Genomic DNA, 16,359 nt, shown 5'->3' on the forward strand with positions numbered 1-16,359 from the left:
CGATTTGCCGACTGCCTTGCCGCACAAGCCCTACCATCACGGCGATTTACGTTTGACACTGATCGCCGCTGCCGAGGCGGAGTTGGTCGAAAAGGGGCTGGAAGGCTTTTCGCTACGCGGCTGCGCAAAGCGCGCCGGCGTCTCGCACGCAGCGCCCGCCCATCACTTCAAGGACGCCGACGCGCTTTTGTCCGCGCTCGCCGCCGAAGGTTTCGACCGCCTGAACGAGTCTATGGTCAAAGCGATGGACGCCGCCGATGGCGGCATGATTGAAAAATTCGTGGCCTCGGGCGTCGGCTACGTCATGTTCGCCTGCGCCAATCCGGCGCTCTTCCACCTGATGTTCGGGTCGAAACGCCCCGACCATGAAAGCCCCAGACTGTCGGAAGCCGGCGGTCGAGCCTTCGCAGTCCTTACCGGAAACGTCCTCGCCATGACCGGTCGCGATTACGCCAACGACCCCGCAGCCGGCGAGGATGTCATCGCCGCCTGGGCGATGGTCCACGGGCTCTCCGAACTCCTGATCGGCGACAAGCTGCATCTGCCCGAAGACATGCCTCCCGCCGCCCTCGAGACGATGATCGCCGCAATCATCCGCCGCTCAGCGCCGAAATCCTAACATCCCGGCCGCCCGGCCCGCTCCCGCACGAAATTGCTGATATCGGCCAGCGTCGACGCTTGGCCGCGCAACGGCGATGCGATGGCCCCGACGATGTTGATATGTCCGACACCGTCATAGATGCGCACTTCCGCCCGGTTTCCGGCCGCCCGCAGCGCCTGCGCCAGGATGCGGCTATCCTCGGCTTCGACCGTGCGGTCCGACGATCCATGCAGAAGAAGGGTCGCGGGCGCGCGTCCGCTTGCGAAATTGATCGGCTGGCTTTGATCGCGCGTCGCCTCGGGAAAGATGCGCCGGTAGCGCTCGCTCGTCAGCGGCAGGAAATCATAGGGGCCGGCGATGCCGATGAAGCCGGAGATCGTGTCGCAGGCCGCACCGCCCAGATAGCGCCTGTCGAACGCCAGCAACGCACCGATCTGCGCTCCGGCCGAATGGCCGACGAGAGCCACCGGGCGTCCGCCGGCGACATCGCGCCGGATCGCCGCAACGGCTTGCGCGGCATCCTCCACGAAATCGGGAAATCTGACCTCGGGATAGAGCCGGTAATCGGGAATGACGGCGACGAAGCCTTGTTCGGCAAGCGCGTTGCCGACGAAGCGATACATGCCGCGCTCGCCGCTCGACCACGCGCCGCCGTAAAGGAACACGACCACCGGCGCGTCCGTTCCCGCTCCGACCGGCCGGTAGACGTCGTAGCGCTGGCGCGGTCCCTGCCCGTAGGCCAGCCCGGTTTCCACCGCGACGGCGTCGGTGTTCGACATGGAATTGACGATCCCCACCGCGCCGCCGCAGCCGGGCAGCACGATCAGGACAGCGAGGAACAGGATCTTGATAAGGGACATGTGGCGCCGTGGCTGGGAAATCTCCTCCCAGCAACGAGGCGGGCGTCCTCGAAGTTTCGTCAGACTTTCACGCCGGCGACATTCGCCTCAATATGGTCGACCAGCGCGTCCGGCAGGTTGAGCCGGCCGGCCAACTGGTCGAGATAGCCGCGCTCGGCGCGTGAATCCGGATCGATGGCCAGCCGCGAGGCGGTATAGATCTCGATCCTCTGTTCCTCGCTCTGCGCCTCGCGCACGATGTCGTCGAGATTGACCGGCTTGGAAAGTTCGGTCAGCAGGAACTGCTCGGCTTCCGCATCGACGCCGGCATCGCCCAGCCGCCCGGCGATCTTGGCGCGCTCGGCCTCGTCGATATGTCCGTCGGCGCGCGCCGCTGCGATCATCGCCCGCACGATGGTCAGCGCGAAGGCATCCTCACCCTGAGGCGCGCGCGCGGGGTGGAACGGCGTGTCGGAGGGCGGCGGCAGAAGTTCCGGCTCGCGCCCGGCGGGCGCCGCCGTCTGCGGCTGCTGGCCCTTCTGGTAGTCGTTATAGGCCTTGTAGGCGAGGCCGGCGATCGCAGCCATGCCGCCGATCTTCAGCGCCGAGCCGCCAAGCTTGCGCCCCTTGCCCGAAAGAAGAAGCCCGGCCAGAGCCGCCGTCGCCATCGGATTGTCCTTGGCAAGCTGGCCGATCTTGCCCATGCCGCCGCCGCTTGCAAGCCCGCCCAGACCACCTGCAAGCCCGCCCGACCCGCCGCCGGCAAGGCCGCCCAGACCGCCCTTGGACAGGGAACCTGACGAGCCCAAAAGGCCGTCGATGAGCTTCTTGGGGTCGAACATGGGCTTCTCCTCATCTCTTTTTGCCAGTACCGGCAGTCGAGATTAGCTAGGGGTCGACCTCATGGATTGCAATGCGCGGGCAGCAAAAGTCGCCTATCCCCCGATATGCGGCGTGCCCCTCGCCTTCGCGCGCTCCACCTGGCGCTGCCGCTCGGCATAGCGCTCGCGATCCGCGTCGCTCCGTTCGTCGTGGCAGGCCGCGCAGGAAATCCCCTCGACGAAGAGCGGCGACAGCCGGTCCTGCGGCATCAGCGGCCGCCGGCAGGCGCGGCAAAGCTCTGCTGCGCTTTCGCGCAAGCCATGCCCCACCGCCACGCGTTCGTCGAAAACGAAGCATTCGCCCCGCCACAGGCTCTCGTCTTCCGGCACCTCTTCGAGATAGCGCAGGATGCCGCCCCTGAGGTGATAGACCTCGTCGAGCCCGGCCGATTTGGCATAGGCCGTCGCCTTTTCGCAGCGGATGCCGCCGGTGCAGAACATCGCCAGCTTACGGCCTTGAAGCGCAACGCGATTGGTCTCCAGCCAGTCGGGAAATTCGCGGAAGCTGTCCGTCTTCGGATCGATCGCGCGCTCGAACGTGCCGAGCCCGATTTCGTATCCGTTGCGCGTGTCGATCACCACCGTTTCAGGATCGGCGATCAGCGCGTTCCAGTCGTTTGGCTCGACATAGGTGCCTGCATCGCGTTCCGGGTCGATGCCGGCAACGCCCATCGTCACGATCTCAGCCTTGAGCCGCACCTTCATCCGATGGAACGGCATCTCGCGCGCGCCCGAATATTTGACGTCCAGCTTGCCAAGCGCCGGCACCGCTTCGAGATTGGCGACGAGCCCGTCGATGGCGTCCGGGGCGCCCGCCACCGTGCCGTTGATCCCCTCATGCGCCAGCAGCAGCGTGCCCTTGATGCCCCGCTTCGCGCAGAAATCGGCGAGCGGCGCGCGCATCTCGCGCCAGCCGGGCAGACGAGCGAAACGGTAGAGCGCGACGACCTTGATCGGCATGTCGGAAGACGTGTGCATGGCGCGCAGATAATCCGTCCGGCGAAGACGCGCAACCGGGACTTATCCCCGCCGCCGGAAAAGAGAGGAAAATATCCCCCACCCCAACGAGGATACCCCCATGCTCGATCCCGAAATCCGCACCGCCCTCATCTCTGTCGCCCGCGCCTTCGACCTCGACCCCGCGACGCTCGCCGCCGTCGCATCCGTCGAGAGCAATCTCGTTGCCCATGCCATGGTCGACGGCCGGCGCGAACCGTTGATCCGTTTCGAGGGCCACTATTTCGACCGCCGGCTGTCCGGGCAAGCGCAGGCCAGGGCACGCGCCGCCGGCCTCGCCTCGCCGACAGCCGGCGCCATCCGCAATCCCGCATCCCAGGCCGCGCGCTGGGCGATGCTCGAACGCGCCCGGTCCATCGACCCCGGGGCGGCGGATGAAGCCACTTCCTGGGGCATGGGCCAGGTCATGGGCGCACACTGGGCATGGCTCGGCTTCGCCTCGGTCGGGGCGCTGGTCGCCGAAGCGCGTTCGGGCGCCGAGGGACAGGTGCGCCTGATGGCACGCTACATCGAAAAGGCCGGGCTGGCCGGCGCGCTCGCCCGCCGCGACTGGCCAGCCTTCGCGCGCGGCTATAACGGCCCCGGCTTTGCCCGCAACGCCTATGACGTGAAACTCGCTTCCGGCCATGGGCGCTACGCCCGGCTCGACTGGACTGGCGCGCACACGGCGCTTCGGCGCGGCGACCGCGGCGAGAAGGTCTCCGAACTCCAGCGCCGTCTCGTCGCCCATGGCGCGACGCTTTCCGTCGACGGCGTGTTCGGTTCCCTCACCCAGCACGCAGTCCGCGCCTTTCAGCTTCGGCGTGGATTGACCGCCCATGGCATCGCCGACGCGCCGACGCTTGCAGCGCTCGCCGCGCCCCGTGGACCGCTGGGGCGGCTGCTCGAAACCCTGCTTTCCGTGTTCGCGCGAGGGTGACTTGTGGCCCGCAGCCATGCTAAATCGGTTGAAAAGGAGAATGCATCATGGCGAAATCACAGGCCGAGCGGCTGCGCGCCCTCATCGGAACCCAGCCCGTCATTCCCGTGATCCGAATCGACGAACTGGCACATGCGGTCCCGATGGCAAAGGCGCTGGTCGCCGGCGGTCTGCCGGCGATCGAGGTGACCTTGCGCACCCCGGTCGCGCTCGACGCGATCCGCCTGATCATCGACGAGTTGCCGGATGCGATCGTCGGCGCCGGCACCATCCTCGATGCCCGGCAGTTCGACGCAGCCGAAAAGGCCGGCGCGAAATTCATCGTCAGCCCCGGCACGACGCAGGAGTTGCTGGATGCCGCGCGCACCAGCGTCACCCCTCTTTTGCCCGGCGCGATCACGCCGAGCGAGATCATGGCGATGCGGGAGGAAGGCTATGGCTTCCTGAAATTCTTCCCCGCCGAACAGTCGGGCGGCGCGTCCTTCCTCAAGGCCATTTCCGCGCCGATCCCGGATGTGCTGTTCTGTCCGACCGGCGGCGTCTCGCCGGCCAATGTTGCGACCTGGCTCGGCCTGCCCAACGTCGCCTGCGTCGGCGGCTCCTGGGTCGTCCCCGACGCCGCCGTCAAGGCCGGCGACTGGCCCGAAGTCGAGCGCCTGTCCCGCGAGGCGGCCGCGCTGCGAGCGTAATCCAGGGGCTCTGCTTCAGCCTGCCCGACGCTATATCGTCGGTTTTTTCGAAGGGAACCCCCACCCCGTATCCCTCCCCACAAGGGGAAGGGAGGGCGTCTGCGTAGCGGCCGATCGTTCAAACCAGGTGATGCACCGAAGGTCGTGCGTGACGCCCGCGGCAGCCACCCGGCTGCCGTTCTCATTTCCAGTCTTTCGGCAGCAATCAGTTAAATCGCGCCACCGACATGAACTCCACCGCCTTGCCGGAGAATCGGCTTGCATCGGGTTGGACATCGCTGCGCTGGAACCCGGCGGTGTAGATCAGCGCCGGCGGCGTGCGCACGATGTTGTAGGCGAAGGACGGCGCAGTCGTGCCGGTCTGGACCTGTTCCACGCGTCCCGGCTCCAGCGCCCAGCGCGCCATCTCCGGCGTCGCCTCGACCGCGCGCGAGCGGCGTTGCTGGCGCGCGTCGGTCGCGGTCGGTTTGCCGAGCTTGGCGGTGGTGCGCACGCCCGATTCGATCGCGTGCATCGGCGAGGTGCCTTCGGTGCGGGCGATCAGCGCGGCGCGCGGCGAGGACTCGAGCGCGGCGACCTGCTGCTGCTTGATCGCCTGCGCGGCTTCTCTGGCATCGATGCCGTTGGCCGTGCGCGACGCGTCGAGATCGAACGGCTTTGCCGCAACGGTGTCGGGCAAGGCGGCGAGCGCGAAGATCTCGCCGGCCGTGCGTCCGTCGCCTGCCGCCGGTTCGGCGGAGACGACCTGCGTTCCGCCGCCGGCCGGCTTCGGCGCTTCCGTCAGAAGCTGGCTGATCGCATCGGAACCGCCGCGGCTCGGCCGTTCGGCCAGAAGCGCGGCGACCGGCACGCCCGTTTCGGGCGTCTTGATCGTCGCGACCAGGGCGTCGGCCGCTTCTTCCGGTGCGGGCGTGTAGTCGGGGCGGCGCGTGGGCAGCGGAATGTTGAGCGCAACTTCCGTGGCCGTCGCAGCCTCATGAGACGGAGCTTCGGATTGGGCGTCGAAGTTTTCGGCCATCGCGGCGGCCGCGACCGTCGGCACGGCGGGCGGCACGGCCGCGACTTCGGCCTGCGGACGGGGAGCGGCGAGCGGAACCGGAATGGCGCGTGCCGGCAGGGCCGCAATGATCGTCTCGGGCGCTTGCGCCACCGGCGCGGCAGGAACGGGAGCCTGGCGCTGCGGCGCTGCCTGGGCGGGCGCCGCGGCGACAGCGACGTCCTCCTCGTCATCCGCGCCGCCGCCGCCGCCGAACAGCGTGGCGAGCAGGCCCCTGCCGGAGCCTCCGCCGCTGCCGCCTGCGCTGGCCACGGCGAAGCCGCCGGAGCGCTTGCGCGATTCATAGGCGGCCATGGCCTGCTTGAAGCCGGGAAGCGGCTTGCCGTCGCTCGGCGTGTGGATGGTCTTGCCGTCGGGGAACACGGCCATCAGGTCGTTGCGGCGCATCCGCGGCCAGTGGCGCACATTGCCGACGTCGAGATGGACGAAGGGCGCGCCCGATGTCGGGTAGTAGCCCACGCCGCCGCCTTCCATCCTGAGGCCCGCCGCGCGCAGCGTCGAGAGTTTCACGCCCGGAATGTAGAAGTCGATCGCCTTGCCGAGCGTGTGCTGGCTCTTCTCGGCGACGCCGGAAGAGCGCGAGCGCAGCATGTTGTTGGTCCTGGGCGAACGATAGGCCGACACGACGTGGATCGGCTCGCGCCCGCCGACCTGCTGGTAGACCTCCCACAACAGGTCGATCACCTGCGGGTCCATCTTGGTCGGTTCGTTCTGCCGCCAGTCCCGCAGGAAGTGGTTCACCTGGTTCAGCCCGTTCTGGTCGAAACGGTTGCCGCGCTTGAACGTGATGTCCGCGCGTTCCTTGGTGTGAATGTTGTAGAGCTTCAGCGTGCGCGTCTGCGCGTCGGCATTTGCCATGGCGCAGAACGAAAAGGCGAAGGCGATCATCAGGGCCGTCGCGGCCCGGCGGGCGAAGCCGCCGCTCATGATCCGCCGAGTGTTGGGCATTCCAGCGATACTGATCAAAACATCTCGCCTTGTCGGCTGTTGAGTGTCCCCGGACCGATTCCGGACGGCAATAGTCGTCCAAATATCAGCGCTAATGGTTAATCAGCACTTAGTGCGGCCGTTCACGTTCGGCGGACGTCGCGAATGGAGGCGACGCGGATGGCGAAACTGTGGTCGACTGCCTGTCAAAATGGCTATCGCTAACCCTGGGGCACCGTCAAGACGCGAGCCGGCCGAGGCGGCCTTCATCGGCATCGATCCCCATCTCTTTGAGCTTTCGGTAGAGCGTCGAGCGCCCGATGCCGAGCCGGCGCGCGACTTCGGAAAGCCGACCGTCATAATGATCGATGGCGGCCTGGATCGTCTGACGCTCCAGTTCCGCGAGCGAACGCATCTCGCCGCGGGAATCCAGCAGCGCAAGCGTCATTTCATGAGTGTTTTCAATATTTTGAATTTCATGGAGCGGTTCCGCCGCGATTGGTGCCGCCGCAAGCGGCTCGCGCGGGCGCAAGGTGCCGATTTCGGCACCGATCTGCCTGAAATCATGGGCTTCGAGCCGTTCGCCCTCGGCCAGCACGGCGGCGCGAAAGATCACATTTTGCAACTGTCTGATATTTCCGGGCCAGTCATAGGCTGCAAGCAGTTTTGCGGCATCGTCCGACAGTCCTGAAACGCTGATCGGCGCGGCTGATCTTGCCTGGTCGAGGAAGAGTTCTGCCAACGGCCTGATTTCACTGACGCGCTCGCGCAACGGCGGAACAGGAATGGCCAGCACGTTCAGCCGGTAGTAGAGATCTTCACGGAAGAGCCCGTCCGCCATGCGTTTGGCGAGGTCGCGATTGGTTGCCGAGATCAGCCGCACGTCGACCCTGATCGTGTGGCGCGCGCCGACGGGATCGACTTCGCCCTCCTGGATTGCGCGCAGGAGCTTGACCTGCGCCTCGGATGGCAGTTCGCCGACCTCGTCGAGGAAGAGCGTGCCGCCATCGGCCTCGAGGAACTTGCCGAGATGCTTTTCGGTCGCGCCGGTGAACGCGCCCTTCTCGTGGCCGAAGAGGATGCTCTCGACGAGGTTTTCGGGGATAGCGCCGCAATTGACGGTGACGAACGGCTTGCCCGCCCGCGATCCCGCCGCCCGGATGGCTCGCGCGACGATTTCCTTGCCGACGCCGGTCTCGCCCTCGATCAGGATCGGCATGTCCGTCGCCGCCGCCTTGCGGGCGAGCGCTGCGGTGCGCGCCATCGCCGGCGAGGCGCCGAGGTCGTCGAGCCCGATCCGCGCCTCCGCGCCGCGCGCCGCGCGCCGTGCCTTCGCCCTGCCGGCTAGCGCACCGAATTTCAGCGCCGCTTCGAGCGCCGCCTTCAGGCGATCGGGCGCGACCGGCTTGACCACGAAATCGAACGCGCCGAGCCGCATGGCCGAGACGGCGGTGTCGATCGTGCCCTGCGCGGTCTGCACGATGACCGGCGTCGGGATTCCGGCCCGCCCCATTGCCTCCAGCATCTCGATGCCGGTCATTTCGGGCATGGCGAGATCGAGCACGACCGCTTCGATCTCTCCCGTTCGCGCGGCGAGCAACCTGTCCAGCCCGATCCGCCCGTTCTCCGCCGTCAGCGCCCTGTGGCCAAAGCGCGTGACGACCGCTTCGACCAGCCGGCGCTGAACCGGATCGTCGTCGATGATGAGAATGCTGCCTGCCATGCCGCCCACGCGATTTTTGCGTTGCCTATCGAGCTTTACATGCTCCACACTGGCACAACTCCATGAACAGGCGCTCAAGAAGACCGGTGAACGAACTCTTACCGGCCGCGCCGAAAACCGGCTTGCTCCACGAGGAATTTCAATGACATTTTCGACATCGCCGCTCGCGCCCGTCCGCGCCCCGGCCTCCGCCGCCCGCGCGCGGACCGAGTTCGGCAACCTGCCCGAGTGGAACCTCGCCGACCTCTACGCCTCGATGGATGGACCCGAACTCAAGGCCGACATCGCCCGCGCCCGCACCGATGCCGAAGCCTTCGAGGCCGAATGGAAAGGCAAGCTGAAGGACGAAGCCGAGAAGGGCGCGGCCGGCGGCCTCGGCCGCGCGATGGCCGAATACGAGGCGCTGGAGGAACTGATCGGCAAGGTCGCCTCCTACGCCGCTCTCCTCTACACCGGCGACACGCAAGACCCGAAGCGCGCCAAACTTTACGGCGACGTGCAGGAAAAGCTCACCGACGCCTCCTCGCATCTTCTTTTCTTCACGCTCGAACTCAATCGGCTCGAAGATGCGCTGATCGACGCCGCGCTCGACGCCGACCCCGCCTTCGGCCGCTATCGCCCGTGGATCGTCGACCTGCGCCTCGACAAGCCCTATCAGCTCGAAGACCGGATCGAGCAGCTCTTCCACGAAAAATCAGTCACCGGCCGCGGTGCCTGGAACCGGCTCTTCGACGAGACGATGACGTCGCTGCGCTTCGAGGTCGGCGGCGAGACGCTGCCGCTGGAGCCCACGCTGAACAAGCTTCAGGACGCCGACCCGGCCGTCCGCGAGGAAGCGGCCCATGCGCTGGCGAAAGTCTTCAAGGACAATCTGCGCACCTTCACGCTGATCACCAACACGCTCGCCAAGGACAAGGAAATCTCGGACCGCTGGCGCGGTTTCGAAGACATCGCCGACTCGCGCCATCTGGCGAACCGCGTCGAGCGCGAGGTCGTCGACGCGCTTGCCTCGGCCGTTCGCGAAGCCTATCCGCGCCTCTCGCACCGCTACTATGCGATGAAGGCCAGGTGGCTCGGCATGGACCAGATGAACCACTGGGACCGCAACGCGCCCCTGCCCGAGACGCCGAAGGCGGTCATTTCATGGGAGGACGCGCGCCGTACGATCCTTTCGGCCTATGAGGGCTTCGATCCGCAGATGGCCGAGATCGCCGGCCGCTTCTTCGATCGCAACTGGATCGACGCGGCGGTGCGCCCCGGCAAGTCCCCCGGCGCCTTCGCGCATCCGACCGTGCCGTCGGTGCATCCCTATGTGATGATGAACTACATGGGCAAGCCGCGCGACGTGATGACGCTCGCGCACGAGCTCGGCCACGGCGTCCACCAGGTGCTCGCCGCCGACCAGGGCGCCCTGATGGCCTCGACCCCGCTGACGCTGGCCGAGACGGCTTCCGTCTTCGGCGAGATGCTGACCTTCCGCTCCCTCCTCGACCGCACCACTGACAAGGCCGAGCGCAAGGCGATGCTGGCGCAGAAGGTCGAGGACATGATCAATACGGTCGTGCGCCAGATCGCCTTCTACGAATTCGAGCGCAAGGTTCATACGGAGCGCAGGAACGGCGAACTGACGCCCGACCAGCTCGGCCGGTTCTGGCTCGAAGTCCAGGCCGAAAGCCTCGGGCCGGCCATCCGTGTCCGCGAGGGCTACGAGACCTTCTGGGCCTACGTCCCCCACTTCATCCACTCGCCCTTCTACGTCTACGCCTATGCGTTCGGCGACTGCCTGGTGAACTCGCTCTACGGCGTCTACCAGTCGGCCGCGCCCGGCTTCCAGGAAAAATACTTCGCGCTTTTGAAGGCCGGCGGCACCAAGCACCACGCCGAACTCCTCGCCCCCTTCGGCCTCGACGCGACCGACCCGGATTTCTGGAAGAAGGGTCTCGCCGTCATCGAAGGTCTGATCGACGAACTGGAAGCGCTGGACCGGGGCTGAAGCCGGATTCCCTGAAGAAGACCCCCACCCTTCATCCCTCCCCACAAGGGGGAGGGAGGGCATCACCGTCCCGCGCAATCTTTCAAACCGGGTGCCGCATTGATCGTCGGGCAGAACGCTGACGGCATCCCTCCCCCTTGTGGGGAGGGATGAAGGGTGGGGGTCAATTCAGAAAAAAGCGGCCGTCCCGCTCCCGCTACCTTTGCGCCCGAACCCCCACGAACACGCTTGCCGTATCGCTCTCGCGCCCGGCATCGCTGCTCGTCACCGTCTCGTAGCGCGCCCGGCCGGTCAGCCCCAGATAGCGGTTGAGCCACCAGGTCAGCGCCACCTGCCCGCTCCAGGTCATGTCGTAGGCCGACGAATTGGCATAGTCGCGATAGTCGAGGCCGATCCCGGCCGTGCCGGTCAGGTTCGCACGCAATTCGCGCGTCAGCGAAAGATTGCCGGCATAAAGCAGCGACCCGCTCGCGCCGGGCACCGTGGTTCCCTCAACGCTCGTCAGCGCGTTCAGGTCCACGGTCGTGCCGCGCAGCGGCGACCAGGCGAGATTGCCGCCGATCTCCAGCCCGGAAACGGCGTCGAGCGCATCGTCGTCGGGATTTTCGGACAGCCAGCCCGCATAGACTTCCCCCCGCCATTTTTCGGCGATGTCGATGCCGATGCCGCCGCGCAGCGCCAGCCGGTCAGCCGAGCGCGCAAAGCCCGCCGCATCGATCTCGTTGTCGTAGACGCGCCGGCCGATCTCGACTTCCACGAACGGGATCAGCGCCGGTGAAACCTCGTAGCCGCTGCGCAATCGGAGGCTCGCCAGCGTCGAATTGCGATCTTCCTGACTGAAGGTCGTGCCGTCCGACAATCGCGCGTCGGAAAACATGTCGCGGGTGACGTTTGCCGCCAGGCCGAGCCTCAGCCGCGCCACCTCGCGCCCGATGCCGAGTTCGCCGGCGAGCGTCTGGCGGTCCGGCCGAGATGCGGCGCTGGCGAGCGAAACCGGCGAGGACGCGGATTCGGGCCGGTGCAGATAGCTCAGCGCCGCACGCCCCTCATAGCCGCCCGCAAAGTCGAGCCGCAATTCGCCGTCGAGGCCGGCTTCCGTATCGCGGATTTCCGCGCCTGAAAGATCGCGCCGCACGATGCCGAAGCCGTTCAGCCGCGCCTCGTGCCGCGACCAGTCGGAGCGCAGGTCGAACCGCGCGATGGTCTCGGAAAAGACGGCGCTTTCGCCATCCGCACCGCCATTCGCATTCGACGTTGCGCCGATGCCCTGCTCGATCGATGGAAAAAGCTCGAAGGTGCCGACACGAAGGCCGATGGACGCATAGGGGTTGTCGTCGGGCAGGCGGCGCGCGGTCTCGATGGAATTGATCCGCGAGGCGTCGCTGCCCACGCGCAGATTGCGTTCGAGGTCGAGCGCATCGACGGCGGCAAGCGGGACTGTTGCCGTGACCGTGTCGTCGAGCGCTCCTTCGGCATCCACACGCAACGCAGTGCCATCCGGCTCGTTCTCCCGCCCGGCCGGTCCTGCGCGCCGTTGCCGCTCGGATATCTCGATCGGCGGCGTGCCGGCGAACGGGTCCGGCGTGGCTTCTGCGACGGGTCTGTCGGTGCGGCGGCGTTGGCCTGCCAGCGGCTCGCCTTCGCTGAGCGCGCCGTCGCTGAATGGGCGATACGCCTCCTGCGCGCGCGCCGATTCGTCGTCGAGCACGCTGCGCTCAGCAAGCGGCCGTCCTAAAAGAAGGTCGCGCGCGGGGTCCTCGCGCAGGTCGCCGCGCAACGGCAATTGCGACTGCTGGGCAAGCACCTGATGGCTGGCAAAAAGCGCACCGGCGGCGCCGGCGAGCGCGAACGCGGCGGCAAGCCTGCGAAGCCGGAAACTCGTGTCTGCCATCGGGCCGCGCCGCTTTCAGGTGAGGAAAATCATGCTTACGAAACCGTAAAGCGGCTTGGTTAACCAAGTGTTGAAATCGCCCGCGCCCGCCGCGGCGAATGGACATGGGACCAAAGGAGCGCTAATCGCATCTTCATGCTGCGCCAGAAAACGAACTCCGCTCCCGATCGCGACCAGATCGTCCAGTCGGCCACCCGCACGCTGGCGACCGAGGCCGCCGGCCTTGCAAGTCTGACCGAATCCTTCGCGAACGGTCTTGCCGACCCCTTCGCCGCGGCCGTCGGAACGCTGGCCGGGATTACCGGAAGGGTCATCGTGACGGGCGTCGGCAAGAGCGGCCATATCGGCTCCAAGATCGCCGCCACCCTCGCCTCGACCGGGACGCCCGCCTTCTTCGTCCATCCGGCCGAGGCCAATCACGGCGATCTCGGCATGATTGCCGAGGACGACGCGATCCTCGCCATTTCCTGGTCGGGCGAAACGGCTGAGCTTGGCGGCATCATCGCCTATGCGCGCCGCTTCTCGATCCCGCTGATCGCCATCACCTCCGGCACCCAATCGGCCCTCGCCCGCGAAGCGACCGTCGTGCTGGCCTTGCCGAAGGTCGCCGAAGCCTGCCCGCACGGCCTTGCGCCGACGACATCGACCTTGATGCAGCTCGTCATGGGCGACGCGCTCGCCGTGGCGCTGCTCGAGGCGCGCGGCTTCACGCCGGATCATTTCAAGACATTCCATCCGGGCGGCAAGCTCGGTGCCAGCCTGACCCATGTGCGCGATCTGATGCATTCGGGCGACGAGGTGCCGACGGTTCCGCTCGGCACGGCCATGACCGATGCGGTCCATGTCCTGTCGAAGAAGCGTTTCGGCTGCGTCTGCGTGGTCGACGGTGGGGGCAGGCTCGCCGGCATCGTCACCGACGGCGATCTCGCCCGCAACCTTCACCGCAACCTCGCCGCCCTTTCCGTCGATGACGTCATGACCCGCACCCCGAAGTCGGTTCCGCCGGACATGCTGGCCGCAACCGCGACCGGCATCATCAACGAAAAGGGGATTTCCGCCCTGGTCGTGTGCGAGAACGACCGTCCGGTCGGCATCGTCCACTTCCACGACCTGTTGCGCGTCGGCGCGGCGTAGCTACCGCCGTAACGCCCCGGTGATCCCGGCATCGAACGGCTCGGGCGCGGCGCGCTCGCGCATGAAATTGTCGGCCCGTCCGGGCGGCACGCCGCCCTCGTCCTCTTCCGCCTCCACCCTAGGGACAGGCGTCATCGCACGCACCGGACGCACGATGTTGCGGCCGAGCAACTCACCCCCGCCGCTCGGCGCGCCGAACAGCGCGACGGGCTGCGTCCGGTCGATCCGCGGCGCCTCGCGCGGCGCGTCGAGGAAGCCCGCCGGCAGGTCGGGGCCGTAGAAGACGAGTTCCGGCGCGGGTATGGAGCCCAGCGCCTGTTGCAGCGGCTTTTCGACGAAAAACGCGATCTTGCGCTTGCCGGCCCGCGTGACGTTGATGCCGTCATCGGCGCGAAGCTGGGTCGGCTGGCCGTTCATGTCGGGACCGCTGGCGACGAAGGCGCCGTTCTCGTCGACGAAGCCGTCCCACACATCGACGAACTGCCCCCCGGCAGCCTCCGCGACCTTGCGATAGATGTCGTTGAAAGCCAGCATGTCGGCCGACATGGTGGACGGACGGAACGGGATCATGCCGACCCAGACCAGCGGAATGTCCTTCGCCGTGACGACTTCGGCAATCAGCGCCGCCCGGCGCTCATATTCCTTCAGCCAGGCATCGCTGCGCGCCGCTTCGGATTTTCCCGCGACCGACATTGCCTGCCGGTCGTTCGAGCCGAGCATCACGATGACGATGGCAGGCTCGATTTCTTCCAGCATCGCGGCGAGCGAGCCGGGCCAGTCGTAATAATCGTCGCGCACGAGGCCGGACGACCCGTTCGGGCGGGCGACGATCTCCACCGAGGCGTCCGCCTCGAAGGCCGCCTCAAGGCCCTCGGCCAGTCCGCCGGCGACGAAATCTCCGACCACCAGCACCTTGCGCGCGTCGTCCGCCTTGGCGACGGCGGCTGCGGTCGCCGTCGCCTCGCGCGGGCCTGCCGCACGCTGCCTTCGCTGCGCCTGGCCGCCCCCTTGCTGCTGGCGGCGCGGTTGGGCGCGCTCGCCTCGCGGCTGGCGCTGCGGCGCCTCATGGACCTGTGGCGGCGGCTGGTTGCGCTGGAAGAGGAAACGCAGGAGCCCCCCGCCCTGTTGCTGCTGCTGAGCGGCGGCAGGCGAAACGGCGAAAGGCGCGCCTTGCGGCACGCCTCCGAAAGCCAGGATCATCGCCAGACAGAAAAACGTCGCGTTGCGCAGACCTCGCGATGCCAAATCGTGCTCCGTTCCTACTGCCCCCGAATGCGGGACAGGACTTCCTTCGAGGGGTGACCGTCGGCGCTCATTCCCATGCGCGACTGGAAGGCCTTGATCGCCTCGCGCGATGCGGGACCAATCCTGCCGTCAATATTGCCGTCATAATAGCCGCGGGTCAAAAGGTGCCGCTGCAATTCCTGCGTCTCGTCAAAGGAAAGCCGCGTGAACGGCCGGTTCCAGTCGCGCGCGAGTTGCGGCTGTCCGGCGATCTGGTCGGCAAGAAGACCCACCGCAAGCGCATATCGATCGGAATTGTTGTAGCGCTTGAGCATGTTGAAATTATGCAGCACGAGAAAGGCTGGTCCGTCGCGCCCTTCCAGAACCTTCAGTTCGGCGGTGTCGCCGGGGCGCGGATAGGCTTGGCCGTTGGCACGCACGACCCCGATCGACTGCCATTGCGACAGGCTCATCGTGCCGGCCGGGAACTTGCGGCCCTCGGGCAGACGCACCTCGTAGCCCCAGGCGTGACCTGGACTCCAACCATTGCGGCGCAGGAGATTGGCGGCCGATCCGAGCGCATCGGGGATCGAGTTCCATATGTCGCGCCGGCCGTTGCCGTCCATGTCGACCGCCCATTCCTGATAGCTGGTCGGGATGAATTGGGTATGCCCCATAGCACCCGCCCAGGAGCCGGTAAGGTTGGCGACGTCGATGTCGCCGTTCTGGACGATCTTGAGGGCGGCGATCAATTGCTGGCTGCCGAAACGCTGGCGGCGCTGGTCGGCATAGGCGAGCGTCGACAGCGAGCGCACGATGTTGCGCACGATGGACGGGTTGTTCAAAGCTTCGCCATAGCGCGATTCGATCGACCAGATGGCCAGCACGATATGGCGGTCGACGCCGAACCGCTGCTCGATCTGGTCGAGAAGGCGGCTATGACGCGACGCCATTTGACGGCCAACGGCGATCGACTGGTCGTTGATCTGGTTGTCGAAATACTGCCAGACGGGGGCATTGAATTCGGGTTGGTTGCTGGCGAGCCGCAACACGTCGGGATCGGGCGCGGTCACGCCCTGGAACGCACGGTCGAATGTCGCGTTGGATATGCCGTTCTGCTGGGCGACCGAACGGAACTGCGCCACCCACCGCTGGAACCCCGCATCGGCCTGCGCCGGCTGGGGGATGACGGAAAGGCCGATCGTCATGCCCGTCACGGCCAGAACCGCACCCAACGATTTCGCACCGGCGGCAAGCGATCCCACGAATGTCTTCAAGCTCATAATGCCTCCTTGATTCAGGATTTGAAGCGATTCTGCACCGATCCGGTTAGGAAAGCGTTTACCATGCACTCCGACCCGAGCCCCGATTCAACCTTTCCGTGCGGCAAATCGACCGCCTTCGTTCAAGACAGACCAACATTGACATGAAAATGTCCGCGACGGAACGTACGCCGCCGCGCCG

At 66.7% G+C, this 16,359-nt stretch carries 13 protein-coding genes; 5 read left to right on the forward strand and 8 right to left on the reverse strand.

Annotated elements, in window-relative coordinates:
• Positions 1 to 4 precede the first annotated feature (4 nt).
• Positions 5 to 619, forward strand: a complete 615-nt coding sequence (locus PZ895_RS18250) for a TetR/AcrR family transcriptional regulator (RefSeq protein ID WP_275840410.1) — start codon at positions 5 to 7, stop codon at positions 617 to 619.
• Here PZ895_RS18250 and PZ895_RS18255 read toward each other — a convergent pair.
• The 3 genes from PZ895_RS18255 to PZ895_RS18265 form a co-directional block, all read right to left on the reverse strand.
• On the reverse strand, positions 616 to 1,461 hold the full coding sequence (locus tag PZ895_RS18255) for an alpha/beta hydrolase (RefSeq protein ID WP_275840411.1): 846 nt from the start codon (positions 1,459 to 1,461) through the stop codon (positions 616 to 618). The two genes, PZ895_RS18250 and PZ895_RS18255, sit on opposite strands and share 4 nt — an antisense overlap.
• A 59-nt stretch (positions 1,462 to 1,520) precedes the next feature.
• Positions 1,521 to 2,282, reverse strand: a complete 762-nt coding sequence (locus PZ895_RS18260) for a tellurite resistance TerB family protein (RefSeq protein WP_275840412.1) — start codon at positions 2,280 to 2,282, stop codon at positions 1,521 to 1,523.
• Positions 2,283 to 2,375: 93 nt separating this feature from the next.
• Positions 2,376 to 3,299: a rhodanese-related sulfurtransferase gene (locus PZ895_RS18265; protein WP_275840413.1), complete on the reverse strand. Its 924-nt coding sequence runs from the start codon at positions 3,297 to 3,299 to the stop codon at positions 2,376 to 2,378.
• A 100-nt stretch (positions 3,300 to 3,399) separates the two neighbouring features.
• On the opposite strand from PZ895_RS18265, the gene PZ895_RS18270 reads away from it, so the two are divergent.
• Positions 3,400 to 4,257: an N-acetylmuramidase domain-containing protein gene (locus PZ895_RS18270; protein ID WP_275840414.1), complete on the forward strand. Its 858-nt coding sequence runs from the start codon at positions 3,400 to 3,402 to the stop codon at positions 4,255 to 4,257.
• 47 nt (positions 4,258 to 4,304) lie between these two features.
• Positions 4,305 to 4,946, forward strand: coding sequence for a 2-dehydro-3-deoxy-phosphogluconate aldolase (locus PZ895_RS18275; RefSeq protein ID WP_275840415.1), 642 nt, complete (start codon positions 4,305 to 4,307; stop codon positions 4,944 to 4,946).
• Between the two features lie 205 nt (positions 4,947 to 5,151).
• On the opposite strand, the gene PZ895_RS18280 is transcribed toward PZ895_RS18275, so the two are convergent.
• Both PZ895_RS18280 and PZ895_RS18285 read right to left on the reverse strand, forming a co-directional pair.
• Complete coding sequence (locus PZ895_RS18280) at positions 5,152 to 6,969, reverse strand: DUF882 domain-containing protein (RefSeq protein WP_345803539.1); 1,818 nt, start codon at positions 6,967 to 6,969, stop codon at positions 5,152 to 5,154.
• A gap of 199 nt (positions 6,970 to 7,168) precedes the next feature.
• A complete protein-coding gene (locus PZ895_RS18285) occupies positions 7,169 to 8,653 on the reverse strand; it encodes a sigma-54 dependent transcriptional regulator (protein WP_275840416.1) in 1,485 nt (494 codons plus the stop codon).
• A 142-nt stretch (positions 8,654 to 8,795) separates the two neighbouring features.
• Between PZ895_RS18285 and PZ895_RS18290 the strand changes: the two genes are divergently transcribed.
• Complete coding sequence (locus PZ895_RS18290; protein WP_275840417.1) at positions 8,796 to 10,646, forward strand: M3 family oligoendopeptidase; 1,851 nt, start codon at positions 8,796 to 8,798, stop codon at positions 10,644 to 10,646.
• A gap of 196 nt (positions 10,647 to 10,842) precedes the next feature.
• Here PZ895_RS18290 and PZ895_RS18295 read toward each other — a convergent pair whose 3' ends face one another.
• Positions 10,843 to 12,537, reverse strand: a complete 1,695-nt coding sequence (locus PZ895_RS18295; RefSeq protein ID WP_275840418.1) for an outer membrane beta-barrel protein — start codon at positions 12,535 to 12,537, stop codon at positions 10,843 to 10,845.
• A gap of 135 nt (positions 12,538 to 12,672) precedes the next feature.
• On the opposite strand from PZ895_RS18295, the gene PZ895_RS18300 reads away from it, so the two are divergent.
• Positions 12,673 to 13,671 carry a KpsF/GutQ family sugar-phosphate isomerase gene (locus PZ895_RS18300; RefSeq protein ID WP_275840419.1) on the forward strand — a complete coding sequence of 333 codons (999 nt, stop codon included), beginning with the start codon at positions 12,673 to 12,675 and terminating at the stop codon, positions 13,669 to 13,671.
• On the opposite strand, the gene PZ895_RS18305 is transcribed toward PZ895_RS18300, so the two are convergent.
• Entirely contained in the window at positions 13,672 to 14,916 is a 1,245-nt protein-coding gene (locus PZ895_RS18305; RefSeq protein WP_275840420.1) for a DUF459 domain-containing protein, read from the reverse strand. It lies immediately after the preceding gene.
• A 14-nt stretch (positions 14,917 to 14,930) separates the two neighbouring features.
• Positions 14,931 to 16,103 carry a lytic murein transglycosylase gene (locus PZ895_RS18310; RefSeq protein WP_275840599.1) on the reverse strand — a complete coding sequence of 391 codons (1,173 nt, stop codon included), beginning with the start codon at positions 16,101 to 16,103 and terminating at the stop codon, positions 14,931 to 14,933.
• Between the last annotated feature and the right edge of the window lie 256 nt (positions 16,104 to 16,359).

Source organism: Mesorhizobium sp. YIM 152430 (assembly GCF_029210365.1).
GTDB lineage: Bacteria > Pseudomonadota > Alphaproteobacteria > Rhizobiales > Rhizobiaceae > Aliihoeflea.